We start from the raw sequence: 24,268 nt of genomic DNA, 5'->3' as shown, positions 1-24,268 counted from the left end.
GAGCCGCCCACGCGACGGCAGGCGGCGAAGTCCCCGGCTTCAGCCTGGGCTCCCCTTGCGAAGACCGCTGCCCCGGGGACGTAACAAAGCCCGCCCTCCGGGCTTCCCCGGGCGCCCCTCGCCATCGCGCGGCCTGTGTTGTCAGCCCTCGGCCCCGCCTTGGGGTCGCTGGATGGCCCGCGCAGGCAAGGAGCGCGGGACAGGGATCAGGAACGCCGGAGATCAGGGACAGAGGTCTCCCCGCGGGGTCAGCGGGTCAGCGGGTCAGCGGGTCAGCGGGTCAGCGGGTCAGCGGGTCAGCGGGCCATGATCAGGCTCATCGCCTCGTTACGGGTCGCCGGGTGGCGCAGCTGTCCCCGTACCGCCGAGGTGATCGTCTTCGCACCCGGCTTGCGGACCCCGCGCATGGTCATGCACATGTGCTCGCACTCGACGACCACGATCACACCACGGGGTTCGAGGATCTCCATCAGGGATTCCGCGATCTGGGTCGTGAGCCGCTCCTGGACCTGGGGGCGACGGGCATAGACATCGACGAGCCGGGCCAGCTTGGACAGCCCGGTGATCTTGCCGTCGGTGGAGGGGATATAGCCGACATGGGCGACCCCGACGAACGGGACCAGATGATGCTCGCAGGAGCTCATCACCTCGATGTCCTTCACCAGGATCATCTCGTCGTGGCCGAGGTCGAACGTCGTGGTCAGGACATCCCTGGGCTGCTGCCACAGCCCGGCGAATATCTCCTTGTACGCGCGGGCCACCCGAGCCGGCGTCTCCCGCAGCCCCTCACGGTCGGGGTCCTCCCCGACCGCGATGAGCAGTTCGCGGACAGCGTTCTCGGCACGCTTCTCGTCGAACTCGCCGATCGTGCCCTCGCCGTCCAGTGTCACCGGGTCGGTCATCTGTGCCTCGTTCCTGTTCTCCGCGTACGCGATGCGCGGCCCTACGACATGAGTCAGCGGTGATACGACGAGAGTCATACGAATGCCGCGTCCCCCCAGGCTAAAACCTGAGGGGACGCGGCATCCATCCCGTGACCGGTGTGACCAGCGAGACAGTGTCAGCTCTCGGGACGCTCCTCGGGGCCGATCTCGACGCCGGGGCCGGTGTCCGTCGGGGTCGCCGGGGTGCCGTTCGCCCCTGCCGCGCCGTTCGTCAGTGCCAGCTCCTTGGGGGAGAGGACCGGCGGACGGGTGGAGGGCGTACGGCGGGCGGAACCGGTCCACGCCGGACGGGCCGGGCGCTTCACGATCGTGGCGAAGATCTCGGCGATCTGCTCCTTGCCCAGCGTCTCCTTCTCCAGGAGCTGGAGCACCAGATTGTCGAGGACGTCGCGGTTCTCGACGAGGATCTCCCACGCCTCGTTGTGCGCGGTCTCGATGAGCTTCTTGACCTCTTCGTCGACCAGCGCGGCGACCTCTTCGGAGTAATCCCGCTGATGCGCCATCTCCCGGCCCAGGAAGGGCTCGGTGTTGTCGCCGCCGAACTTGATCGCGCCGAGACGCTCGGTCATGCCGTACTGCGTGACCATCGCGCGGGCCGTGGCCGTCGCCTTCTCGATGTCGTTCGCCGCGCCCGTGGTGGGGTCGTGGAAGACGAGTTCCTCGGCCGCCCTGCCGCCCAGCATGTACGCCAGCTGGTCGAGCATCTCATTGCGGGTGGTCGAGTACTTGTCCTCGTCGGGGAGGACCATCGTGTAGCCGAGGGCACGGCCGCGGGACAGGATGGTGATCTTGTGGACCGGGTCGGAGTTCGGCGAGGCCGCCGCGACCAGGGCGTGACCGCCCTCGTGGTACGCGGTGATCTTCTTCTCCTTGTCCGACATGATCCGGGTCCGCTTCTGCGGGCCCGCGACCACCCGGTCGATCGCCTCGTCCAGCGAGTGGTTGTCGATCAGCTTCTTGTCGCTGCGCGCGGTGAGCAGCGCGGCTTCGTTCAGCACATTCGACAGGTCCGCGCCGGTGAAGCCGGGCGTGCGCCGGGCGACGGCGCCGAGATCGACGTCCGGGGCGACCGGCTTGCCCTTCTGGTGAACCTTGAGGATCTCCAGACGGCCCTGCATATCGGGGCGGTCGACCGCGATCTGCCGGTCGAAACGGCCCGGGCGCAGCAGCGCCGGGTCGAGGATGTCCGGCCGGTTGGTGGCGGCGATCAGGATGACGCCGCCCTTGACGTCGAAGCCGTCCATCTCGACGAGCAGCTGGTTCAGCGTCTGCTCGCGCTCGTCGTGACCGCCGCCGAGGCCCGCGCCGCGGTGCCGGCCGACGGCGTCGATCTCGTCGACGAAGACGATCGCCGGAGCGTTCGCCTTGGCCTGCTCGAAGAGGTCACGCACACGGGAGGCACCGACACCGACGAACATCTCGACGAAGTCGGAACCGGAGATCGAGTAGAACGGGACGCCCGCCTCGCCCGCGACGGCGCGCGCGAGCAGCGTCTTGCCGGTGCCGGGCGGGCCGTACAGCAGGACGCCCTTGGGGATCTTGGCGCCCACGGCCTGGAACTTCGCCGGCTCCTGGAGGAACTCCTTGATCTCGTGGAGCTCCTCGACGGCTTCGTCGGACCCCGCCACATCGGCGAAGGTCGTCTTCGGGGTGTCTTTGGTGATCAGCTTGGCCTTGGACTTCCCGAAGTTCATCACTCGGGAGCCGCCGCCCTGCATCTGATTCATCAGGAACAGGAAGACCAGCACGATCAGCACGAAGGGCAGCAGCGAGAGCAGAATCGAGAGAAACGGGCTCTGCTTGGAGGGCGAGACGGTGTAGCCCTCCTTGATGTCCCCGGCCTCGTACTTCTGCTGGAGCTTCGCGGCGAGATCGGCGCCCTGTGTCCCGATGTAGCTCGCCTGGATCTTGTCGCTGCCCTTGACCTTCTGGCCGTCCTTGAGGTCGACCTTGATGATCTGATCGTCGCCGGTGGTCAGCTTGACCTGGTCCGCCAGGTTTCTGTCGATCGCCTGCACGACCTGGCCGGTGTCAACTGTCTTGTAGCCGCCCGACGAGCCGACGACCTGCATCACCACGACCACGGCAAGGACGGCCAGCACGATCCACATGACCGGCCCACGGAAGTATCGCTTCACGTCCATCCATACGGGGCGGAATCGCCCCGTTCCTCCTGCCCGTAGGTAAATGCTGCTGTGAGAAAAGACTGTTCTTCGGACGGTACCTCAGCATCGCTACCGTGACCGAACGGTACGGCTGACAAACCCGCCTTCCCATGCTTCAACGGCGCGAGAGGGCCCTTGGTTCCCGCCCGCCCCGCTGTCGTACAAGTCCGGCTCCGCCCGACCGGGCCGCGGCCCGTCACGGTGGCGGGATCATGTGGCCGGATCACGTGGCGGGGATCACTCCACCCCGGTCGTCAGCCGCCGTAGACATGCGGTGCGAGCGTGCCGACGAACGGCAGATTGCGGTACTTCTCCGAGTAATCCAGCCCATAGCCGACGACGAACTCGCTGGGAATGTCGAAGCCGATCCATTTGACGTCGATCGCGACCTTCGCCGCGTCCGGCTTGCGCAGCAGCGTGCACACCTCGATGGAGGCGGGCTCGCGCGACCCCAGGTTGGAGAGCAGCCACGAGAGCGTGAGCCCGGAGTCGATGATGTCCTCGACGATCAGGACGTGGCGGCCCTTGATATCGGTGTCCAGGTCCTTGAGGATCCGTACGACACCGGAGGACTGGGTGCCCGCGCCGTACGACGACACCGCCATCCAGTCCATCGTGACGGGGCTGGACAGGGCCCGCGCCAGATCGGCCATCACCATCACGGCGCCCTTGAGGACACCCACGAGGAGCAGTTCCTTGCCCGCGTACTCCGCGTCGATCTTCGCTGCCAGCTCCGCCAGCTTCGCGTCGATCTCTTCCTTGGTGATGAGCACCGACTGGAGGTCGGTGCCCATGTCCTTCTCGTTCACGCGGTCGCTTTCTCTCGCCGGGGTCCGGAGGCCCCGGAGAGAGGGCTCCCGGGTGACCGCAGCCGCCAGGCTCGCGCCTCGGCCGGTCAGCCTTGCCGGATGACAAGTCTGCCACTCTGCCGGCGCGCCTCGACGCGGCCCGGCAGATTGATGGCTCCCTGGCCGCGCCAGCCGGTGATCAGGCGGTCCACTTCCTCGACATGGCGGGCGAACAGCGAACCCGCGGGCGCTCCGGCGTCGATCACGGCCCGGCGCAGCACCCGGCGGCGTACGGCGGGCGGCAGCGCGTAGAGCTTGGCGCAGTCCAGCTGTCCGGCCTCGTCGCGCACGGAGGCCGCCGCGTCGGCGGCCCAGGTGTCCAGGGCGTCGGCGTCGTCACGGGAGAGCTGCGCGGTACGGGCGAGAGCTTCCACGACTCCTTTGCCGAGCGCCTTCTCCAGGGCGGGCAGACCCTCGTGGCGCAGGCGGGAGCGGGTGTAGGCGGGGTCGGCGTTGTGGGGGTCGTCCCAGACGGGCAGCGACTGGACCATGCATGCCTTGCGGGCCGTCTGGCGGTCGAGCTGGAGGAAGGGCCTGCGGTAGCGGCCCCGGGTACCGGAGACGGCGGCCATCCCGGACAGCGAGCGGATGCCGGAGCCGCGGGCGAGGCCCAGCAGGACGGTTTCGGCCTGGTCGTCACGGGTGTGGCCGAGCAGCACGGCGGCGGCTCCATGGCGCTCGGCGGCGTCGTCGAGCGCGGCGTAGCGCGCGTCCCGGGCGGCGGCCTCGGGCCCGCCGCCGCGGCCGACCCGTACCGAGACGGCCTCGACGGGGTCGAGCCCCATCGCGGCCAGGCGGCTCGCGACCTCGGCGGCGCGCAGGTCGGAGCCGTCCTGGAGGCCGTGGTCGACGGTGACTCCCCCGGCGCGGACGGAGAGCTTGGGTGCTTCGAAGGCGAGGGCGGAGGCCAGGGCCATCGAGTCGGCGCCGCCGGAGCAGGCCACGAGGACGAGGGGGGCGGGGACGCCGGCGGGGAGGCCGGGCAGCCTGCCCGGGGAGGAGGTCGCGGGGCGCGGCAGGGAGGAGGCCGCGGAGGTCTCGGGGCGCCCGGAGCGACGGGCGGTCGGGGCGGTGCGGGGGGCCTCGGCCCGGACGGCCGGGGACGCGTCGGAACGGGCGGCCTCCGAGCGCGGGGCGGAGCCCGCGTGGCTGAGGCGCGCGAGCGACTCGGTGTGTTCGGTGAGTACGTCGTGGAGTACGCGGCGGACCGCCAGGCGTATCGCCGCGACCGCAGGATGGGGACCCATGTCCGGTGCCCTTCATGAAGAGTTTGGGGGGTGCCTCGGCTCTGCCTCGGCCCGAGATCGGAGCAAGGAGCGTCTCCGACCCCGGTCACTCAGAGTGCGTCGATGGTGACAGAACCGAGCCGTTCCCCGAGCATTGCACGCCTATCCCAACGCCTACGGTCCCTCGGATGGGTGATGCTGCGCCCCCAAGGGGGCGTCTGCCCGGTCCGTGCGGGCGAATGCCGTCGCCGTGCTCACGATTCCGCCTTGCGATGCACCCGTGCGACCCAGTCCGCCGGTTTGGCGATCTCCGCCTTGGTGGGGAGCGTGTTCGGGGAGGTCCAGACACGGTTGAACCCGTCCATACCGACCTCCTCCACCACGGCGCGCACAAAACGCTCGCCGTCGCGGTACTGCCGCAACTTCGCGTCCAGCCCGAGCAGCTTGCGCAGCGCCAGATCCAGCCGGCTCGCGCCGCGCGCCCTGCGCTGCTGGAACTTCTCCCGGATCTCCGCGACCGAGCGCACCACCTCCGGTCCGACACCGTCCATCACGAAGTCCGCGTGCCCCTCCAGGAGGGACATCACGGCGGTGAGCCGGCCGAGGATCTCGCGCTGCGCGGGCGTCTGCACCAGCTCGACGAGGGAGCGTCCGCTCTCGTGCTCCTCGCCCTCGGGGCGGGCGCCGGACAGCGACTGGGCGGCCTCCCTCAGACGCTCCAGCACGGTCATCGGATCGACCTCGGTCTGCGCGAGGAAGGACTGGATCTCGCCCTCCAGATGGTCGCGCAGCCACGGCACCCCGGTGAACTGGGTGCGATGGGTCTCCTCGTGCAGACAGACCCAGAGCCGGAAGTCGTGCGGATCGACCTCCAGCTCGCGCTCCACATGCACGATGTTCGGGGCGACGAGGAGAAGGCGGCCCCCGCCGTTGCCCGCGGGCAGATCACGGGTGGCGGGCGCGAAGGTCTCGTACTGCCCGAGCACGCGGGAGGCGAGGAACGACAGCAGCATCCCCAGCTCGACGCCGGTGACCTTGCCGCCGACCGCGCCCAGCACCGCGCCCGTGGGGCCGCCCGTGCGGCGCTCCTGCATCTTCTCCAGCAGGGGCTTGAGCAGTTCGCGGAAGCCCGCGACATTCGCCCTGACCCAGCCCGCGCGGTCCACGACGAGGACAGGGGTGTCCTCCGGCTCGTGATCGTCGGGGATCATACGGGTGAAGCCCCGTACATGCTCCTCGGAGGCCCTGGCATGCCGCCGCAGCTCGGCGACGACCGCGCGCGCCTCGTCCCTGCTCACGTCGGGACCGGGCCGCACGAAGCGGGTCGCGGTCGCCACGGCGAGATTCCAGTCGACCATCTCGGCACCACCGATGCTCGTCATGCGTCAACCGTACGTGGTGGGCCCCGGGCACGGTGCGGTGTGACCCAACCGGCCGCCCCTGCCGGGGAGCCCGCCACCGGGACCGGCCCGGAGGCCGCCGGCCCGTGTCCCGGGCGTTCCCGGCCCCGGGCGCCCCGCCGGTAACACCCGGCGACGGTCACGACGGTGTTACGCGAAGGCCGGCCCACGACCGTCACGACGGTGCTCTACGGGTTTCAGGTCCACGCCCCTCACGACGGTGCTCCACGGATGTCCGGTCCACGCCCCTCACGACGGTGCTCCACGGACGTCCGGTCCACGCCCCTCACGCCCGGGCACCCGTCACGGCGGAGTCCCACAGCTGCCGGAACACAGGCGCCGGAGTGGGTGCCGGAACACAGGCGCGGGACACAGGCGCCGGAAGACAGGCGCGTGGACACAGGCGTCAGGACACCAGGGCCGCCGCCAGACGGTCGAGGGCGAGCTGGGCGTCGTCGCGGGAGGTGGTGCGGTCCGCCAGGAAGGCGAAGGCCAGAAGCCGTCCGTCCGGGGCGACGACCGTGCCGGACAGCGAGTTCACCCCGGTCAGGGTGCCCGTCTTGGCACGTACGAGACCGGCGCCCGGCGAGGTGGCCGGATAACGGGAGTCGAGGGTTCCGCTGAAGCCCGCGACCGGGAGACCCGTGAGGACCGGGCGCAGTCCGGGGCGACCCTGCTCGGCGGCGCGGGCCAGCAGGGCGGTCAGCAGCCGGGCGGAGACCCGGTCGGCGCGGTCGAGACCGCTGCCGTCGGCGAAGTTCGTCCCGGCCAGCGGGACCTTCAGCCGTGCCAGCTGCTTCTTGACGGCCCGTCCGGCGCCCGCGAAGCTCGCCTCCTCGCCGGTCGCGATCGCGGTCTGCCGGGCCAGGGACTCGGCGATGTCGTTGTCGCTCTCGGTCAGGGTCCGCTCGACGAGTTCGGACACCGGCGGGGAGAGCACCTCGGCGAGCTGCCGCGCGCCCGGGGCGGGGGCGCGGCGGGCGGGGGCACCCGCCGCGAGCGCCACCCCCCGGGCCTCCAGCAGCCGCCCGAAGGCGCGGGCCGCGTCCCCGGCCGGATCACCGCTGCGCTCGGCGGACCCGGTGGACCGGGGGTCCAGGCGCCCCTGATCGACCATCAGCGGGGTGACATGGGCGAGGTTCCCGTTCACGCCGATGGGGTGCAGCTCCCGCCCCCGGTACAGCGAGGTGCTGTACGCCAGCCGGACCGGGGCCGGACCGGCGGCGCGCAGGGCGCTCGCCGTACGGTCGGCGAGCTTCCCGAGCCGGGCGCCGTCCAGGCTCGCGTCACCGCCGCCGACCAGGGTGACCACGGTCCCGGCGCCCTTGCCGGACGCGACGACGGTGGTGGGGATGCGGTGGTCGGGGCCGAGCGCGGACAGGGCGGCGACGGTCGTGGCGATCTTCGTGGTGGAGGCCGGGATCATCGAGGCGCCGGAGCGGGTCCCGTACACCTCCCGGCCCGTCGTCATATCGACAACGGAGGCGGCACGGACGGGCCCGAGTCCGCGGTCGCGGAGCAGCCGCCCGAGTTCCGGCGCGAGCCCCGCGGCGGGCACGGGGGCCGCCCGGCCCGGGGCGGCGGCCCCGGCCGCGGAACCGAGCGCGGTGAGCACCGCCGGGGCGGGCGGGGCGACCCGCTTCCCCTCGGACGCCCGGTGATCCGCGCCACCACCGGGGGCCCGGTCGGCCGCCCAGTCCCGTTCGGCCTTACGCTGGCCCGAGTCCCACGGGCCGGCCGCGGCCACCGCCCCGGCGGCCAGGGCGAGGCCCACCACGGTCGCGCCCGCCGCGAGCTGCCATGTCTTGATCACCGGCATCCCGGGCACCTCGCACCAGCCCCTTTCGCGATCACACACCTGCGTGAGGGACACTTAACCACCAGAACTGCGTCTTGCCGCGAGCATGGCACCCCGGTCGGCACCAGAGACATCCGACCGGGGGTCCGGGGGTCACCGCCCGGAGGGGCACAGCATCACCGGACGTATGTGTTGATCATGGAGGAGCCACCCGTGGAGTTCGACGTCACCATCGAGATCCCGAAGGGTTCGCGGAACAAGTACGAGGTGGACCATGAGACGGGCCGCATCCGACTGGACCGTCGTCTCTTCACCTCGACCAGCTACCCGGCCGACTACGGCTTCGTCGAGAACACCCTCGGCGAGGACGGCGACCCGCTGGACGCCCTGGTCATCCTCGACGAGCCGACCTTCCCCGGCTGTCTGATCAAGTGCCGGGCCATCGGCATGTTCCGGATGACCGACGAGGCGGGCGGCGACGACAAGCTGCTCTGCGTCCCGGCCTCCGACCCTCGCGTCGAGCACCTCCGCGACATCCACCACGTCTCCGAGTTCGACCGCCTGGAGATCCAGCACTTCTTCGAGGTCTACAAGGACCTGGAGCCCGGCAAGTCCGTCGAGGGCGCGAACTGGGTCGGCCGCACCGAGGCCGAGGCCGAGATCGAGGCGTCCTACAAGCGCCTGGAGGCGCAGGGCGGCGCCCACTGAGCGCCTGACACGCACCACGTCCAGCGGGCGGGCCACCCAGAGGGTGTCCCGCCCCTGGTCCTTCTTTTGTGGCTCGGTTCTCTCCCCCGGACGGAGTCTGAGGGAGAGAACCGAGCCACAAAAGGGAAGGGAGGAACGGTGCCGGAGCCCGAGAGCGAAGGTCCCGAGGAGACCGAAGGGTCGGGTCAGGCCGGGCGGAAACCCGCGTCCGACGAGGCGACCAGCGCCTTCGGGCCGCCCGGGGTGCCCGCTCGCCCGGAGCCGCCGGTCGAGGAGCATCCGACGTCGGAGTTCGCGGTTCCGGCCGGGGTCGCCCCGCCCGACGCCCCCGAGGAGGACCAGCCCACCTCGGAGTTCGCGACCCCCACGGGCGTGGCGGAGACGGCGGGGGCGGCCGAGACGGAGGGGTCCGCTTTCGCCCCGCCGTCCACGTACAGCGCCCGGCGCTCGCCGCCCGCGTTCACCCCCGCCGAGGGCGTTCCCGTGGTCACGCTGACCAAGGACGCGCCCTGGCAGGACCGGATGCGGACGATGCTGCGGATGCCGGTGGGCGAGCGGCCCGTGCCGGAGGCCGTGCAGCGGCACGAGGAGGGCGGTCCGGCCGTTCCCCGCGTGCTCGACCTGACGCTCCGTATCGGAGAGCTGCTGCTCGCGGGCGGCGAGGGCGCCGAGGACGTCGAGGCGGCCATGTTCGCCATCTCGCGCTCGTACGGGCTCGACCGCTGCGAGCCGACCGTCACCTTCACCCTGCTCTCGATCACGTATCAGCCGTCGCTGGTCGACGACCCGGTGACGGCGAACCGGACCGTACGCCGCAGGGCCACCGACTACACCCGGCTGGCCGCGGTCTTCCGGCTGGTCCACGACATCAGCTCGCCGGAGTCGGAGGTCTCGCTGGAGGAGGCGTACCGCCGTCTCGCGGAGATACGGCGCAACCGGCACCCGTACCCCGGCTGGGTGCTCACGGTGGCGAGCGGGCTGCTGGCCGGTGCGGCGTCCGTGCTGGTCGGCGGCGATGTGCTGGTGTTCCTGGCGGCCGCGGTCAGCGCCATGCTCGGCGACCGGCTGGCGTGGGTGTGCGCGGGCCGGGGGCTGCCGGAGTTCTACCAGTTCGTGGCGGCGGCGCTGGCCCCGGCCGCGATGGCCGTCGCGCTGACGCTCTCACCGCTGGACGTCCGCGCCTCCGCCGTGATCACCGGTGGGCTGTTCGCGCTGATCCCGGGCCGGGCGCTGGTCGCGGGGGTGCAGGACGGTCTGACCGGTTTCTACATCACCGCGGCGGCCCGGCTGCTGGAGGTCGGCTATCTGATCGTCGCCATCGTCATCGGTGTGCTGAGCGTGCTCTATCTGGGGCTGGCGCTGGGCGCTGGGCTCACCCCCGAGACCGCGCTGCACAGCGTGGAGCGGCCCGAAGTGCAGCTGCTGGCCGCGATGGCGCTGTCGCTGTGCTTCGCCGTGCTCCTCCAGCAGGAGCGTGACACGGTGCTGCTGGTGACCCTGAACGGCGGGGTCGCCTGGTCGGTGTACGGGGCGCTCGCCCTCACCGCGGACATTCCGCCGGTCGCCGCCACGGCGATCGCCGCGGGTCTGGTGGGCCTGTTCGGCCAGATGCTCTCCCGTTACCGGTACGCGTCCGCGCTGCCGTATGTGACGGCGGCGATCGGGCCGCTGCTGCCCGGTAGTGCCACCTACTTCGGCCTGCTGGCCATCGCCCGGGGCGAGCTGAACACCGGTCTGGCCTCGCTCTCCAAGGCGGCGGCGCTGGCGCTGGCGATCGCGATCGGGGTGAACCTCGGAAGCGAGATGTTCCGGCTCTTCCTGCGGGTGCCGGGCGTCGGCGAACCGGCGACCCGCCGCAAGGCGGCCAAGCGGACCAGGGGCTTCTGACGCCTGTGCTCCAGCCGTTCCCCGCCGCCGCCCTCCCGTGACCGCGGGACGTGCCGACTGAACGTGGAGGCCGGACGTGGAGGCCGGACGTGGACGCCGGACGTGGACGCCCGAACGCACCTGCTGGGTGCGTGAACGCGGGCCGGGAACACGGGGTCGGGAGCGCGGGCCGTGAATACGGGTCCGGAAACGCGGGAAGCCGTGCCCCGGTCGATACGGGCACGGCTTCCGGGTCGTACGGAAAGGGCTTCAGCGCTTGGCGTGGCGACCCCGCTGGACCGGGGCGGGGGCCTGGGTCCGGTCGGCGGTGCCGCCGCCCTCGCCGTCGCCCCGCGCGGCCTCCTTCTTCCCCTTGGAACGGGCCCGCAGGACCTCGATCACGATCGGCAGCACCGAGATCAGCACGATCAGGATCAGGATCTTCTCGATGTGCTGGTGCACGAAGTCGACATTGCCCAGCGCCGCCCCGAGCAGGGTGACACCCGCGCCCCAGAGGATGCCGCCGACGATGTTGTATGTGATGAACAGGCGGTAGTTCATCCGGCTGACCCCGGCGATGATCGGGGTGAACGTCCGCACGATGGGCACGAAGCGGGCGAGGACCAGCGACTTCGGACCGTACTTCTCGAAGAACTCGTGCGCCTTCTCCACGTTCTCCTGTTTGAACAGGCGGGAGTCGGGCTTCTTGAAGAGCGCGGGGCCCACCTTGCGGCCGAAGAGATAGCCGACCTGGTCACCGGCGACCGCCGCCAGCACGATCAGCACGCACACCGCCCACAGCGGCAGGGTGTCCAGCTTCCCGGTCGTGACCAGCAGACCGGTGGTGAACAGCAGCGAGTCGCCCGGCAGGAAGAAACCGATGAGCAGGCCCGACTCGGCGAAGACGATGAGCAGGACTCCGATGAGGCCGAAGGTCCCGATCAGATAGTCCGGATCCAGCCAGCTCGGTCCGAGCGCAAGGGTAGTCACGAGGTCCGGGCTCCTGAGTCTCTGGGGCGGTATCTCGGCACGCGCACTTCCGGCCGTCGTCCAAAGTTATCAACGCATCGGCCCAGGTCCGCGTTCCACGGGCCCTCCCAGGATGCACTGTGCCCGCACCGGTACAAAGCTGTGCGTCAAAGACGCTGAACCAGGAGTGACGGAAGGCGGACGAACATGGGCATCGAGGACTACGGCGGCGGGCAGGGGCCCCACCCCGACGTACTGGTGGTCACCACGAACGACGTCCCCGGCCATGAGGTGCAGCAGGTGATCGGCGAGGTCTTCGGGCTCACCGTGCGTTCCCGCCATCTCGGCAGCCAGATCGGCGCCGGGCTCAAATCGATGATCGGCGGTGAGCTGAAAGGGCTGACGAAGACCCTGGTGGAGACCCGCAACCAGGCGATGGACCGGCTGATCGAGCAGGCGCGCTCGCGCGGCGCGAACGCGGTGCTCATGTTCCGTTTCGATGTGACGGAAGCGGCGGACACCGGCACCGAGGTGTGCGCGTACGGGACGGCGGCGGTGATCGCGCCCCGGCCCTGAGGCGGTGGGGCAGGGACTCCATGAGCCCGGCCGCGCCCTGGGCCAGGAGGCCCGGCGGATGCGCCAGGCGGCTGGACCCCTGAACCAGGAGGCCCGGCGCATACGCGAGGCAGCTGGCCCCCTGAACCAGGGCGGCGGATGCGCGAGCCGGACGCACCACGGGTCATACGGGGCCCGCGGGACACCGTGAGCCTGACGGTGGCGGGGCGGGCGCAGGGCGGTGACCGGGGGCCGCAGGGCGTCGGTCACCGTTTCGACGGACCGGCTGACCTGGGCTCCCGCGGTCCCGAAGAGGGCTCGCACCGCCCGGTCCTCGCGTTGCGGGTGCCGGGTGGCCGTATGAGCCTGAGAGCTGGTGCCGTACGGCACCCGGACGCGGAAAGGCGGCGAGCGGATGGCCCTCCACAAGGGTGCGGACACGTCCCCCGACGGGGAGACCCAGCATGAGCGGGAGGTCCGCAGGCTCTCCCTGAACCCGTTCTACGGCGAGGCCGACCCGGTCAGTGGAATGACCTCGGCGCCACCGACGCACCGCCTGCCCGACGGGCCGATGCCGCCGATGACCGCGTACCGGCTCGTCCACGACGAGCTGATGCTCGACGGGAACTCCCGGCTCAATCTGGCCACCTTCGTCACCACCTGGATGGAGCCCCAGGCAGGGGTGCTGATGGGCGAGTGCCGGGACAAGAACATGATCGACAAGGACGAGTATCCGCGCACTGCCGAGCTGGAACGGCGGTGCGTCGCCATGCTCGCGGATCTGTGGAACGCGCCCGACCCCTCCGCCGCCGTCGGCTGCTCCACCACCGGGTCCAGCGAGGCGTGCATGCTCGCGGGCATGGCGCTCAAGCGCCGCTGGGCACAGCGGAACGCCGACCGCTATCCCGCCACCGCGAAACCCAATCTCGTCATGGGCGTCAATGTGCAGGTCTGCTGGGAGAAGTTCTGCAACTTCTGGGAGGTGGAGGCCCGGCTGATCCCCATGGAGGGCGAGCGCTTCCATCTCGACCCCCGGGCCGCGGCCGAACTCTGCGACGAGAACACCATCGGGGTCGTGGCCGTGCTCGGCTCCACGTTCGACGGGTCGTACGAGCCGGTCGCCGAGCTGTGCGCGGAGCTGGACGCGCTGCGGGACCGTACCGGGCTGGACATTCCCGTCCATGTCGACGGCGCGTCCGGAGCGATGGTGGCGCCCTTCGTGGACGAGGACCTCGTGTGGGACTTCCGGCTGCCGAGGGTGTCGTCCATCAACACCTCCGGGCACAAGTTCGGGCTGGTGTACCCGGGTGTGGGCTGGGCGCTGTGGCGGTCGGCCGAGGAACTGCCCGAGGAACTGGTCTTCCGGGTGAACTACCTCGGCGGGGACATGCCCACCTTCGCCCTCAACTTCTCGCGGCCGGGGGCGCAGGTGGTCGCGCAGTACTACACGTTCCTGCGGCTGGGGAGGGACGGCTTCCGCGCGGTGCAGCAGACCACGCGTGATGTGGCGATGGGGCTGGCGCGGAGGTTCGGCTCGTACGACGAGTTCCGGCTGCTCACGAACGGCGACGAGCTGCCCGTCTTCGCCGTCACCACGGCGCCCGGGGTGACCAACTTCGATGTCTTCGACGTGTCGCGCCGGCTGCGGGAGCAGGGGTGGCTGGTGCCGGCGTACACCTTCCCCGCGAACCGGGAGGACCTGTCCGTGCTGCGGGTGGTCTGCCGGAACGGATTCTCCGCGGATCTGGCGGAGCTGCTCGTGGAGGACCTGGACCAGCTGATGCCGGAGTTGCGGCGGCAGGAGCGGCCGTTGGGGAAGGATGTGGCGGCGGCGACGGCGTTTCATCATTAGCGGGGTTGGTGCGGGGCTCTGCGCGGGGCCCGCGCGTCGAGCCGATGGCCCGGCCGTGTCCCCGCCGGGTGCCGGAGCTGCTCCGCAGGGGAGCCGCCACGAACAGCGCGGGTGCCGCGCCTGGGGCCCACCCACACCGCCGAACCAGCCCAGACCACACCAGGTGGATGCGGGGCTCCACCCCGGACCCCGCGCCTCAAACGCCGGCGAGGCTGAAAATACTCAACCCAGCCCCCAAGGCACCGAGGCAGTCCAGAACGGGGACACGCCAACTGCCCCGCAGGGGAGCCGCCACGAACAGCGCGGGTGCCGCCGCCCCGGGCCCACCCACACCGCCGAACCAGCCCAGACCACACCAGGTGGAAGCGGGGCGCCGCCCCGGACCCCGCGCCTCAAACGCCGGCGAGGCTGAAAATACTCAACCCAGCCCGCCGGGCACCGAGACGCCCGCGCATCGGGCCGAGAACCGGCCATGTCCCCGCCGCGCACCCCAGGGCGAAGCCACCCCACACGCCAAACACGGCAACCACCGCGGACAACACCGGTGCACCACCGCGTACCGCCTCAAACGCCGGCGAGGCTGAAATCGCCCGAGGCACGGTGCCGGGCGGGAACGCGCCCGGGCTCAGGGCTATTTGCTCAGGTCGCGGAAGCGGTGGACCGCCAGGGGGAAGAAGAGCGCGAGGAGCGCGAGCGGCCAGAGCACCGCGAGGAGCGCCGCGTGGTCCGTGGCCCAGCCGCCGGGTGGTACCGCGATGCCGGAGAGGTCGCGTACCACCGTCGCCGTGACCGACATCGGGTTCCACTCGACGATCAGGGCGAGCCAGTCCGGCATCGAGGACGGCGAGGCGAACGCGGTGGAGAGGAAGGCGATCGGCCAGACCAGGATCTGCACCGCCTGGAGCAACTCCGGCCTGCCCGCGACCATCGCGAGGTGGATACCGATCCACAGCATCGCGAACCGCAGCATCAGCAGCAGCCCCACCGCCGCCAGCAGACCGCCGAAGCTGCCGTGCCAGCGCCAGCCGATCGCGTAACCGGCACCGATCATGACGGTCAGGCTGAGCGCGGATTCGAGCATGTCGGCGACGCTCCGGCCGACGAGGACCGCCGAGTCCGCCATCGGCATCGAGCGGAACCGGTCGATCACCCCCCGGTTGAGGTCCTCGGTCACCGCGACCATCGTCGACTCCAGGCCGAAGGCCATGGTCAGCGTCAGCATCCCGGGCACCAGATAGCCGATGTAGCCGCCCTCGACCCCCCGGCCGCCGCCCATGAGGAAGGCGAACATCACCATCATCATGACCCCGAAGGCGAGGCCGAAGACGAGTTGCCACGGCATCCGCGCCCAGTGGGCGAGTTCCCGCCGGGTCATCGTCCACGCGTCGGTCAGTACGTGCGTACTCATGCGGAGACCTCCTTGCCCGCGGCCTCGGTGGATTCCTCAGGAGCCCCCGGGTTCCGGGAGTTCTCGGAGTTCCCGGGTTTCCCCGGCCCCGGTGCCGTTCCGGCGGAGTCGTCGGTGAGGTGCAGGAACACCTCGTCGAGCGTCGGCCGGCGGACCGCGATGTCCTCCGCCTCGATACCCGCGGCCTCCAGCGCCCGTACGGTCTCGGTGAGCGCCGCCATCCGCCCGGTCACCGGTGCGCTCAGCAGCCGGCGGTCCCGGTCGAGCGTCACCGTACGGTCGAAGGGCAGCAGCGCCGCGACCACGTCGAGATCCTCCGCGTCGCGCAGGACGATGTCGATCCGGTCGCCACCGGTCTTCGCCTTCAACTCGTCGGAAGTACCGTCCGCGACGACCCGGCCCTTGTCGATGACGGAGATACGGTCGGCGAGTTGATCGGCCTCCTCCAGATACTGCGTGGTCAGCAGGACGGTCGTACCGCCGCCCGCCAGTGAGCGGACCGCGCTCCACACCTCGTTCCGACCGCGCGGGTCGAGTCCGGTCGTCGGCTCGTCCAGGAACAGCACCTCCGGTTCGATGATCAGTGAGGCCGCGAGGTCCAGCCGCCTGCGCATACCCCCGCTGAACTGCTTGACCGCCTTGGATCCGGTGTCCGCGAGCCCGAACCGCTCCAGGAGTTCATCGGCCCGCCGCCCCGCCCGGCGCGCGCCCAGATGGTAGAGGCGCCCGAACATCTCCAGGTTCTGCCGGCCGCCGAGGTGCTCGTCGAGCGCCGCGTGCTGGCCGAGGAGCCCGATCCGCCGCCGCACCTCGGCGGAGTCCTTCCGTACGTCGTACCCTGCGACGCGCACCACGCCCTCGTCGTGCCGCAGCAGCGTCGCCATGATGCGTACGGCGGTGGTCTTGCCCGCGCCGTTGGGCCCGAGCACTCCATGGACCGCGCCCCGGCCCACCGCCAGATCCAGTCCGTCCAGGGCCGGTTTGTCGCCGAACCGCTTCCGCGCTCCCTCGATGACGATCACGTCTGTCATACGTCTCCTTCCGCGCCGCCGCACCTATTAGTCAAACTTGACTACAGCCAGAGCAAGCTATCCCCCGATTGCTCGTTAGTCAAACTTGATTACTTGACGGCGCGAGAATCAGGCCCCCGGCGCATGCCCACTAGCCCAGATCGCCCTCGTGCGGCTCACCCGTCGCGTACGGGTTCTCCTCGCCCTCGCCGAGCACCCCCACGAAGGGCTCGCCCTCCCCCGCGAAGGTGTACGCGCCGCCCTCGATACGGGCGATCAGGCCACGCGTCCAATCGACGCCGAAGTCCGCCGAGGCGACCCAGAGATTCATGATCTCGCCGATGTGCCCGAGCTGCCCGGGCCCCTCCTCGGGGGTGTAGTAGCCGGTCACCGCCGACCGCCAGTCCTCCATCCCGCGCACGCGCTCCGTCAGCAGCGCCACGGCCTCCTCCCGGCTCAGTTCGACGATGAAGCCGATGGCCCCGGAGAGGGTGTCCATCTTCTGGTCGTAGGCGGTGAGGGCCTCGCGCAGGAGCCGGAAGAACTCCTCGTCACCCTCCTTGGTCATCTCGTACTCGGTGCGCGGCGGGCCGCCCGCCGTGGACGGCGCGATCTCGTGCGCGTGCAGCAGGCCCTGCTTGGCCATCTGCTTGAGCGCGTGGTAGATCGAACCGGGTTTGGCGTTGGACCACTCGTGCGCGCCCCAGTACTCCAGGTCGTTGCGGACCTGGTAGCCGTGCGCCCGCCCGTGCTGGCGCACGGCCCCGAGGACCAGCATGCGGATCGCTGACATCGTCCGGGACTCCCATCTCTTCAACTTTGACTAGAGTAGGGGTTACCTTCCCGGGGGCGCCGCCATCCACCCGTAAAGCAGCCTTCCACGCGCACCCTCACGCCGACGGCGCGTCCACGCGGACCGCCGGCGTCACGCGGACCGCCGGCGTCACGCGGATCGTCGGCACCCATACGTAGGCTCGGCACCGCAGAGTCGGCACTCATACGTACGGCCGGCGGGCACGCGTATCGCCGGCTCTCTCCGCGGTCTACCCGGCCCTGTTCCGGGGTCTACCCGGCCCCGTTCTCGCCGTACTCCAGCGCCACCAGGTCGAACGCCGTCTTCCCGTCGAGCGACTCACGGATGATGTCCGCGTGGCCCGCGTGCCGGCCGATCTCCTCCACCAGGTGGATCATCAGCCAGCGCATGGACACCCTGCCCTCCTTGGGGAACCACGGCGCCTCGGGCAGCGGAAAGGTGTCGTTCAGGCTGGGCACGGCGCGGATGAACTCGGCCGTCTCCGCCGCGACCGAGCCCCAGAACGCCAGCATGTCCTCCAGCGACTCGTCGTCCACCAGCCGGAAGCTGTCGCCCCAGGTCTCCTCCGTACGCTGCTTCTCGTTCGGACGCTGCTGGGCCATCCGCAGCCAGTTCAGCTCGGTCTCGGCGACATGCTTGACCAGTCCGGACAGCGACAGTTCACTGACGCTCGGCCGGCTCGCCGTCTGCTGCTCGGTCAGCCCCAGCACCGACCGCCGGATCGCCCCGCGCTGTGCCTCGACAAAGGCGAGCAGCGCCCCGCGCTCGTCTCCCTCGGCTTCCGCCGGAACGTGAGTGACCATCGTGTCCGCCCTTCAGGCTGCTCCACAGGAGAGGCTTCCGCCCTCCCTCCGTCACCGCAAACGCTAGGGGCCGTCCAGGACAGTTTCTGTCCTGGACGGCCCGTCCCGTCCGTAAGCCTGCGCAAGCGTCCGAAAGTGTGGGTAACAAATGCCCTTCAAGCGGCCAGAAGGGTCAGAAGGGGAACCGCGAGCGGCCGTACTGTACCGAGATCCACTTCTGGGTCGTGAACGCCTCGATCATCGACTCCCCGTTCAGCCGCCCGCTCCCGGAGTGCTTCTCCCCGCCGAAGGGCACGATCGGCTCGTCATGGACCGTGCTGTCATTGATGTGGATCATGCCGGTATTGATCCGCTTGGCGATGGCCACGCCCCGCTCGACATCGGCGGTGTGGACGGCTCCGCTGAGTCCGTACGGAGTGTCGTTCGCGATCCGCACCGCGTCGTCCTCCCCGTCGAACGGCACGATCAGCACGACCGGCCCGAAGATCTCCTGCCCCAGGACCGGGGAGTCGGTCGCGATCCCCGTGAGCACCGACGGCTCCACCAGATTGCCCTCGGACCCGCCCCGCAGCAGTGCGGTCGCGCCCGCCTCGACCGTCTGCGCGACCAGTGTGGTGACGGCGTCGGCCTGACGGGAGTTGATGAGCGGTCCGATGTGGGTGGCGGGGTCGGCCGGGTCGCCCACCTTGAGCGTGCGCACCTTGGCGACGAACTTCTCGGTGAACTCCTGCTCTATCGCGCGATCCACGAGCACCCGGTTCGCCGCCATACACACCTGCCCCTGGTGCACATAACGGCTGAAAACCGCCGCGTCGACCGCGTAGTCGATATCCGCGTCCGCCAGAACGATCAGCGCGCTGTTGCCGCCCAGTTCCAGGATCGCCCGCTTGAAGTTGGCCGCGCAGACGGTGGCGACATGCTGGCCGACCTTGTCGGAGCCGGTGAAGGAGATCGCCTTGGGGACCGGGTGCTCGATCAGCGCGTCGCCGATCTCCGCGATGTCCGTGATCACGACGTTCAGCAGTCCGGGCGGCAGCCCCGCGTCCTCGAAGACCTTGCCCACCAGCGCCCCACCGCAGATCGGGGTGTTCTGGTGCGGCTTGAGGACGACCGCGTTGCCGAGCGCCAGCGAGGGCGCGACCGACTTGATGGAGAGGAGGAAGGGGAAGTTGAAGGGGCTGATCACTCCGACGACACCGACGGGCAGCCGGTAGACGCGGTTCTCCTTGCCGTCGACCGGCGAGGGAAGAATCCTTCCTTCGGGCCTCAGCGCCAGCTGGATCGCCTCGCGCAGAAACTCCTTGGCCAGATGCAGCTCGAAGCCCGCCTTGAGGTGGGTCCCGCCCAGCTCGGCGATGATCGCCTCGGTGATTTCCGCCTCGCGCTCCTCGATGATGCGCAGGGCGTTCTCGAAGACGGCGCGGCGGGCGTACGGGTTGGTCTCGGCCCAGGCCACCTGCGCACGCTCGGCCGCCCGGTACGCCTGGTCCACCTCGACCGCCGTGGCGACGGGTATGGAGGCCAGCTTCTCCCCGTTGTAGGGATTGAAGTCGATGATGTCCCAGGAGCCGCTCCCGGGCCTCCACTCGCCGTCGATGTACTGGTGGGCCAGTTCGGTGAACAAGGACATGTGATCCGATCCCTTACCCTCAGTTACCTCTTGCGGAAGCAGCGGGAGCCGTCAGGAGAAGCAGATGCCTGATGTCACGTCACTATACTTGCGCAGAGGGCGAGTTGGAGTAGACCACGGTCAGGTGATTCGGACCGGACCGCAGGTCACGGTCCTCCGGCTCACGTCAGCTGCAACAGACCGCGCAGTACGTCACGGCTCTGCTCCGGGTCGGGGCTGTCCTCCTGGAGGCGCTCCATCACCCTCTCGTACTGGGCGACTTCCTCGCGCTTGTCCAGATAGAGCGCGCTGGTGAGCTGCTCCAGATAGACGATGTCGGAGAGGTCCGACTCGGGGAAGCGCAGCATGCTGAAGGCGCCGCTCTCGCCCGCGTGGCCGCCGAAGCTGAAGGGCATCACCTGGAGCGTGATGTTCGGCTGCTCCGAAATCTCGATAAGATGCCTCAACTGCCCCTGCATCACGGCCCGATCGCCGTAGGGGCGGCGCAGTGCCGCCTCGTCGAGGACGGCGTGCAGCCGTGGGCCGCGCTCCGATACGAGCACCTTCTGGCGCTCCAGCCGCAGCGCCACCCTGCGGTCGATGTCGGCTGGGGTGGAGTTCGGTGTGCCGCGTGCGACGACGGCGGCGGCGTACGACTCGGTCTGGAGCAGACCGTGCACGAACTGGACCTCGTAGATCCGGATGAGCGAGGCCGCCGCCTCCAGTCCCACATACGTCTGGAACCAGCCGGGCAGCACATCCCCGTAGCTGTGCCACCAGCCGGCGATATTGGCCTCCTTGACGAGGGCGAGCAGAGCGCCCCGCTCCGTCTCGTCGGCGACTCCGTAGAGCGTCAGCAGATCTTCGACATCCCTCGCCTTGAAACTCACACGTCCCAACTCCATGCGGCTGATCTTCGACTCTGATGCGCGGATCGAGTAGCCGGCCGCCTCACGGGTGATGCCGCGCGATTCGCGCAACCGCCTCAGCTGCGAGCCCAACAGGATGCGCCGCACCACGGATCCGCCACCCGGCCCTTCGGCCCACGACTCGCCTGCGGTCACGACTCGGACCCTCCTCGTCCTTCTCGTCCTGCTCGTCCAACGTTCCCGGTCCTCCGGTCCCTACAGCCTGAGGCATCCCCTAGCCCCAAGTGCCGGATTCTGCCACCAAAACACTCCAGCCCGTACTCATTCGATTACTGAAATGGGAAGCGCTTGGGAAGCCCATGAAAGAGATGTGGGGAAGATATGACCCAGAACCCCCACGGGAGTGGACAGGACGGGCGCGTGCACGTGCATCTGCCCTTGCATCTGCCGTAAGCATTCGGAACGATGGTTCTTGCGCACCTGCATGTTCGTTTGTGTTGAAGCGTCACAGCCGCGATTCCCGGGAGTGCCTCGCATGGGGACGAATGGATCGACCATGCTCGAGCCTTTAAGGCAGGGGCTTCCCCCCATCGACCAGGCGAAGGCCACCAGTTCGGCGTCCTGCTCGCTGTCGGCCCGCTATGAAGCGGTGCGCGGGGCCCGTAAGTTCACCCGGGCGACCCTCCGGGACTGGAACCTCGACGACTGCTTCGACGATGTCAGTCTGGTCGTGTCCGAACTTGTCACCAACGCGCTGCGGCATGCCGTGCCCGACGAGACAAGACAGACCCAGGACCCGCCCGTACGGCTGCATCTGATGAGATGGCCCGGCCGGCTGGTGTGCGCGGTGCGGGACCCGAGTCCGGTGAGACCCGGGGCGTCGCTCGGCAGCGGGGCGTACGGGGAGGGGGGCGGGGGCCTCGGGGGCGACTCCCCCGGGAACGGGTCGTCGGGCAACGGATCCCTCCATGGCGTCAACGGCCGTTCCGTCACCGGGGCGCCCTCCGGTGGCGGACTGCCCGCCGGTGGCGCCTTCGACGATGGGTCTTTCTGTGACGAGTCCTTTGGTGACGAGTCCCTTGGTGATGGAGGCTTCGGTGACGGGAGCTTCGGCGAGGGCTCACCGTTCCCCGACCCCCGTGGGCCGGCCGAGTCCGGCCGGGGCCTGTTCCTCGTGGACGCCTTCAGCGACAGCTGGGGCTGGCACCCGCTCGCCGGGGCGCTGCACGGCAAAGTCGTGTGGGCGCTGTTCCGGTTGAGCTGAATCCGACCGAGCCGTACTCTCCGCCGGGCCGACACGGCGGAGAGTTCCGGTCGAACGAGCTGGAAGCGGGCCCACTGTTCGGGGGAGGGCCCGCTTCTTCATGCCTGCTTCACGTCTTCTTCAAGTCGTCCCGGTCCGCGTTCCGGTGCGGGGCGTCCGACGGTCCGTCAGTAACCGCCGGGGCGACCGCGCCTGTGGGCGGGCAGCCCGTTCGAACCCTGGTGGGGCCGGTGGCGGACACGGCGATCCGCACGCTCCAACCCGTCCCCACGGAACGGGCGCCACGGAACCCACGGCGGGAACGGCCGTGTCCGAGCGGCCCGTTGAGCTCCGCTGAGGCGCGTTCGGCCCCGTCAGCCGCCCGCTATCAGATGGTCGAACTCCCCGTCCTTCACACCCAGGATCATCGCTTCGATCTCCGCCGGTGTGTAGACGAGCGCGGGACCGTCGGGATGCCGTGAATTGCGCATCGCCACATTCCCGCCGGGCAGCTTGGCGAACTCCACGCACGAACCCTGGGAGTTGCTGTGCCTGCTCTTCTGCCAGACGACCCCGGGAAGCTCCGTGGCCGCCATGCCGTTGTACGCGTGGTGCACGAGTAGCTCCCGAGGTACAAGGTGCATGTGTCAACTGTCGGGGATCATAGCTCTGTTTCACCTGCGAATGCATGAGCGTCCGCACGAGCAGATGCACGTGCACGTGGGGTGTTCCTTCGGTTACGCAGTGAGCGGTTCCGGCGGATCACACCGTGCCCTGTGACTTCGAGTGCCCCCTCAGGCGCCCGGGGAACGGACGAGCGTCCACCGCCGTCCGTGGGCGTGTGCGCCGACGTGCGGGGCGGGTCGTCCGGGTCGTTTCCCCCGTGCACTAGTAAGAGACGCTCAGGGGGCCCATCCGGCTCCCTTTTCCAGGTAACAGTCCAGACAGCGCTGGTCGGACGGTACGGCCCGAGGGGGGCCCGCGTGGGAAGGCGTACGCCGGATTCCTCCCGGGGGTATCCGCGGCATCCTGGTAGCTTGGCGCGGTCTTTCATCCGACACAGGGGGACATCCCATGCGTGTACGTACATCCGTGGCCGCGGCAGGAATCGCCACCGCGATCGCTCTTGTGCTGACCGGTTGCGGCAGTGACGGGGACGGTGGCGGGGACTCGTCCAAGGAGAAGAGCCCGGCGCCCGGCGCGCCCACGGCCTCGGCGACCGACCCCGGGACGGAGGAACCGGCCGGCGACGGCGGTGACATCGCCGGCGCGTGGTCCGGGATGAGCGGGGGCAAGCCCGTGAGCCTCGGGATCACCGGCAAGAAGGCCGTGCTCGTCGCGGAGGGGCACACATGCAGTGGTGAAGTCGCGGACCACGGCAAGCAGATGCTCGCGCTGACGTGTGTCGACGGCAACAAGGACCGGACGATGGGGACGATCGAGTCCAGCGATGACAAGACGCTGGTCATCTCGTGGGACTCGGGCAAGAAGGACACGTTGAGCAAGGTGGGGGCGGGGGAGCTGCCGACGGATCTGCCGTCGATTCCGAAGCTGCCGGGGGCGTGAGTGGGGGCTGGGGGCTGGGGGCTGTGCGGGGTGCCGCCCCGGGGCCCCTGCGCCTCAATCGCCGGCGGGGCTGAGGTTTCTGGCCCGTTCCGCGCGGGGTTCTGCGGCGGGCTCTGCACGGGGCTCCGCCCGGGCTCTGCACGGGGCTCCGCCCGGGCTCTGCACGGGGCTCCGCCCCGAGCCCTGCGCCTCAAACGCCGGCGAGGCTGAAACATCCGGCCGGCCCGGCGACGGAGGACCCGGGGCCCGACGGCGAACCGTCCCCTGGAAACACCGGGCCCTCGCGGGGCTCCGCCCCGGACCCCGCGCCTCAAACGCCGGCGAGGCTGGATTCTTCAGCCCATCCTCACAACGTGGGCCAGGCCGAAGAATCCGGCCCCTCCGGCGATAGAGGGCCCTGGACGCGGCGGCGAGCGGCCGAAGGAACAGGCACCTGGGCGAACCGCCGTCCCTGCGAAGCCGAAGTATCCAGCCCACCCGGCGATTGAGGACGCAGCGGCGAACCATCCCTTGGAAACCACCGGGCCCTCGCGGGGCTCCGCCCCGGACCCCGCGCCTCAAACGCCGGCGAGGCTGGATTCTTCAGCCCATCCTCACAACGTGGGCCAGGCCGTA

At 70.0% G+C, this 24,268-nt stretch carries 20 protein-coding genes; 6 read left to right on the top strand and 14 right to left on the bottom strand.

Annotation, left to right across the window (positions count from 1 at the left end):
• Positions 1 to 296: 296 nt before the first annotated feature.
• The 6 genes from folE to dacB form a co-directional block, all read right to left on the bottom strand.
• A complete protein-coding gene (gene folE / locus ACIBCM_RS28680; protein ID WP_399248247.1) occupies positions 297 to 902 on the bottom strand; it encodes a GTP cyclohydrolase I FolE in 606 nt (201 codons plus the stop codon).
• A 158-nt stretch (positions 903 to 1,060) separates the two neighbouring features.
• Positions 1,061 to 3,088, bottom strand: a complete 2,028-nt coding sequence (gene ftsH, locus ACIBCM_RS28675; protein ID WP_399248147.1) for an ATP-dependent zinc metalloprotease FtsH — start codon at positions 3,086 to 3,088, stop codon at positions 1,061 to 1,063.
• 275 nt (positions 3,089 to 3,363) lie between these two features.
• A complete protein-coding gene (gene hpt, locus ACIBCM_RS28670) occupies positions 3,364 to 3,903 on the bottom strand; it encodes a hypoxanthine phosphoribosyltransferase (protein ID WP_389265760.1) in 540 nt (179 codons plus the stop codon).
• Between the two features lie 101 nt (positions 3,904 to 4,004).
• Positions 4,005 to 5,204, bottom strand: a complete 1,200-nt coding sequence (tilS, locus tag ACIBCM_RS28665) for a tRNA lysidine(34) synthetase TilS (protein WP_399248145.1) — start codon at positions 5,202 to 5,204, stop codon at positions 4,005 to 4,007.
• Between the two features lie 233 nt (positions 5,205 to 5,437).
• The gene (locus tag ACIBCM_RS28660) at positions 5,438 to 6,565 is read right to left on the bottom strand and encodes a zinc-dependent metalloprotease (RefSeq protein ID WP_399248143.1); all 1,128 of its coding nucleotides are present in this window, start codon (positions 6,563 to 6,565) and stop codon (positions 5,438 to 5,440) included.
• Positions 6,566 to 6,989: 424 nt separating this feature from the next.
• Positions 6,990 to 8,402 (bottom strand): D-alanyl-D-alanine carboxypeptidase/D-alanyl-D-alanine-endopeptidase, encoded by a 1,413-nt coding sequence (gene dacB / locus ACIBCM_RS28655; RefSeq protein WP_399248141.1) that lies wholly within the window; start codon positions 8,400 to 8,402, stop codon positions 6,990 to 6,992.
• Positions 8,403 to 8,594: 192 nt separating this feature from the next.
• Between dacB and ACIBCM_RS28650 the strand changes: the two genes are divergently transcribed.
• The gene (locus tag ACIBCM_RS28650) at positions 8,595 to 9,089 is read left to right on the top strand and encodes an inorganic diphosphatase (protein WP_108151010.1); all 495 of its coding nucleotides are present in this window, start codon (positions 8,595 to 8,597) and stop codon (positions 9,087 to 9,089) included.
• 138 nt (positions 9,090 to 9,227) lie between these two features.
• Positions 9,228 to 10,976 carry a threonine/serine exporter family protein gene (locus ACIBCM_RS28645; RefSeq protein WP_399248139.1) on the top strand — a complete coding sequence of 583 codons (1,749 nt, stop codon included), beginning with the start codon at positions 9,228 to 9,230 and terminating at the stop codon, positions 10,974 to 10,976.
• A gap of 249 nt (positions 10,977 to 11,225) precedes the next feature.
• On the opposite strand, the gene ACIBCM_RS28640 is transcribed toward ACIBCM_RS28645, so the two are convergent.
• Positions 11,226 to 11,945 (bottom strand): DedA family protein, encoded by a 720-nt coding sequence (locus ACIBCM_RS28640; RefSeq protein WP_399248138.1) that lies wholly within the window; start codon positions 11,943 to 11,945, stop codon positions 11,226 to 11,228.
• Positions 11,946 to 12,131: 186 nt separating this feature from the next.
• Between ACIBCM_RS28640 and ACIBCM_RS28635 the strand changes: the two genes are divergently transcribed.
• Positions 12,132 to 12,500, top strand: a complete 369-nt coding sequence (locus ACIBCM_RS28635) for a YbjQ family protein (RefSeq protein WP_399248137.1) — start codon at positions 12,132 to 12,134, stop codon at positions 12,498 to 12,500.
• Positions 12,501 to 12,894: 394 nt separating this feature from the next.
• Complete coding sequence (locus ACIBCM_RS28630; protein ID WP_399248135.1) at positions 12,895 to 14,331, top strand: glutamate decarboxylase; 1,437 nt, start codon at positions 12,895 to 12,897, stop codon at positions 14,329 to 14,331.
• Between the two features lie 631 nt (positions 14,332 to 14,962).
• Here ACIBCM_RS28630 and ACIBCM_RS28625 read toward each other — a convergent pair.
• The 6 genes from ACIBCM_RS28625 to ACIBCM_RS28600 all read right to left on the bottom strand — a co-directional run bounded on the left by ACIBCM_RS28625 (position 14,963) and on the right by ACIBCM_RS28600 (position 21,039).
• On the bottom strand, positions 14,963 to 15,739 hold the full coding sequence (locus ACIBCM_RS28625) for an ABC transporter permease (protein ID WP_399248133.1): 777 nt from the start codon (positions 15,737 to 15,739) through the stop codon (positions 14,963 to 14,965).
• Positions 15,736 to 16,770 (bottom strand): ATP-binding cassette domain-containing protein, encoded by a 1,035-nt coding sequence (locus ACIBCM_RS28620; protein ID WP_399248131.1) that lies wholly within the window; start codon positions 16,768 to 16,770, stop codon positions 15,736 to 15,738. Before ACIBCM_RS28620 ends, ACIBCM_RS28625 begins: the two co-directional genes overlap by 4 nt.
• A gap of 130 nt (positions 16,771 to 16,900) precedes the next feature.
• Positions 16,901 to 17,542: a PadR family transcriptional regulator gene (locus tag ACIBCM_RS28615; RefSeq protein WP_399248129.1), complete on the bottom strand. Its 642-nt coding sequence runs from the start codon at positions 17,540 to 17,542 to the stop codon at positions 16,901 to 16,903.
• Positions 17,543 to 17,814: 272 nt separating this feature from the next.
• On the bottom strand, positions 17,815 to 18,366 hold the full coding sequence (locus tag ACIBCM_RS28610) for a DinB family protein (protein ID WP_399248127.1): 552 nt from the start codon (positions 18,364 to 18,366) through the stop codon (positions 17,815 to 17,817).
• A gap of 172 nt (positions 18,367 to 18,538) precedes the next feature.
• On the bottom strand, positions 18,539 to 19,996 hold the full coding sequence (locus ACIBCM_RS28605) for an aldehyde dehydrogenase family protein (protein WP_399248125.1): 1,458 nt from the start codon (positions 19,994 to 19,996) through the stop codon (positions 18,539 to 18,541).
• A gap of 161 nt (positions 19,997 to 20,157) precedes the next feature.
• On the bottom strand, positions 20,158 to 21,039 hold the full coding sequence (locus ACIBCM_RS28600) for a helix-turn-helix domain-containing protein (RefSeq protein ID WP_399248123.1): 882 nt from the start codon (positions 21,037 to 21,039) through the stop codon (positions 20,158 to 20,160).
• A gap of 340 nt (positions 21,040 to 21,379) precedes the next feature.
• On the opposite strand from ACIBCM_RS28600, the gene ACIBCM_RS28595 reads away from it, so the two are divergent.
• The gene (locus tag ACIBCM_RS28595) at positions 21,380 to 22,108 is read left to right on the top strand and encodes an ATP-binding protein (RefSeq protein ID WP_399248121.1); all 729 of its coding nucleotides are present in this window, start codon (positions 21,380 to 21,382) and stop codon (positions 22,106 to 22,108) included.
• 353 nt (positions 22,109 to 22,461) lie between these two features.
• Here ACIBCM_RS28595 and ACIBCM_RS28590 read toward each other — a convergent pair whose 3' ends face one another.
• Positions 22,462 to 22,704 (bottom strand): DUF397 domain-containing protein, encoded by a 243-nt coding sequence (locus ACIBCM_RS28590; RefSeq protein WP_389265762.1) that lies wholly within the window; start codon positions 22,702 to 22,704, stop codon positions 22,462 to 22,464.
• Between the two features lie 457 nt (positions 22,705 to 23,161).
• Between ACIBCM_RS28590 and ACIBCM_RS28585 the strand changes: the two genes are divergently transcribed.
• A complete protein-coding gene (locus ACIBCM_RS28585; RefSeq protein ID WP_399248119.1) occupies positions 23,162 to 23,653 on the top strand; it encodes a hypothetical protein in 492 nt (163 codons plus the stop codon).
• Positions 23,654 to 24,268 lie beyond the last annotated feature (615 nt).

This window comes from Streptomyces sp. NPDC051018 (assembly GCF_044456085.1).
GTDB lineage: Bacteria > Actinomycetota > Actinomycetes > Streptomycetales > Streptomycetaceae > Streptomyces.
Note: the sequence above shows the minus strand (reverse complement) of the source record. Positions and strands in the feature narration are given on the sequence as shown.

Bases quoted from the DNA above. Each gene is read 5' to 3' on its own strand.
- ACIBCM_RS28630 (WP_399248135.1), top strand. From the start codon at position 12,895: ATGGCCCTCCACAAGGGTGCGGACACGTCCCCCGACGGGGAGACCCAG.
- hpt (WP_389265760.1), bottom strand. From the start codon at position 3,903: ATGGGCACCGACCTCCAGTCGGTGCTCATCACCAAGGAAGAGATCGAC.
- ACIBCM_RS28595 (WP_399248121.1), top strand. From the start codon at position 21,380: ATGGGGACGAATGGATCGACCATGCTCGAGCCTTTAAGGCAGGGGCTT.
- dacB (WP_399248141.1), bottom strand. From the start codon at position 8,402: ATGCCGGTGATCAAGACATGGCAGCTCGCGGCGGGCGCGACCGTGGTG.
- ACIBCM_RS28660 (WP_399248143.1), bottom strand. From the start codon at position 6,565: ATGACGAGCATCGGTGGTGCCGAGATGGTCGACTGGAATCTCGCCGTG.
- ACIBCM_RS28620 (WP_399248131.1), bottom strand. From the start codon at position 16,770: ATGACAGACGTGATCGTCATCGAGGGAGCGCGGAAGCGGTTCGGCGAC.
- ftsH (WP_399248147.1), bottom strand. From the start codon at position 3,088: ATGGACGTGAAGCGATACTTCCGTGGGCCGGTCATGTGGATCGTGCTG.
- ACIBCM_RS28615 (WP_399248129.1), bottom strand. From the start codon at position 17,542: ATGTCAGCGATCCGCATGCTGGTCCTCGGGGCCGTGCGCCAGCACGGG.
- ACIBCM_RS28625 (WP_399248133.1), bottom strand. From the start codon at position 15,739: ATGAGTACGCACGTACTGACCGACGCGTGGACGATGACCCGGCGGGAA.
- ACIBCM_RS28610 (WP_399248127.1), bottom strand. From the start codon at position 18,366: ATGGTCACTCACGTTCCGGCGGAAGCCGAGGGAGACGAGCGCGGGGCG.
- ACIBCM_RS28635 (WP_399248137.1), top strand. From the start codon at position 12,132: ATGGGCATCGAGGACTACGGCGGCGGGCAGGGGCCCCACCCCGACGTA.
- ACIBCM_RS28585 (WP_399248119.1), top strand. From the start codon at position 23,162: ATGCGTGTACGTACATCCGTGGCCGCGGCAGGAATCGCCACCGCGATC.
- ACIBCM_RS28605 (WP_399248125.1), bottom strand. From the start codon at position 19,996: ATGTCCTTGTTCACCGAACTGGCCCACCAGTACATCGACGGCGAGTGG.
- folE (WP_399248247.1), bottom strand. From the start codon at position 902: ATGACCGACCCGGTGACACTGGACGGCGAGGGCACGATCGGCGAGTTC.
- tilS (WP_399248145.1), bottom strand. From the start codon at position 5,204: ATGGGTCCCCATCCTGCGGTCGCGGCGATACGCCTGGCGGTCCGCCGC.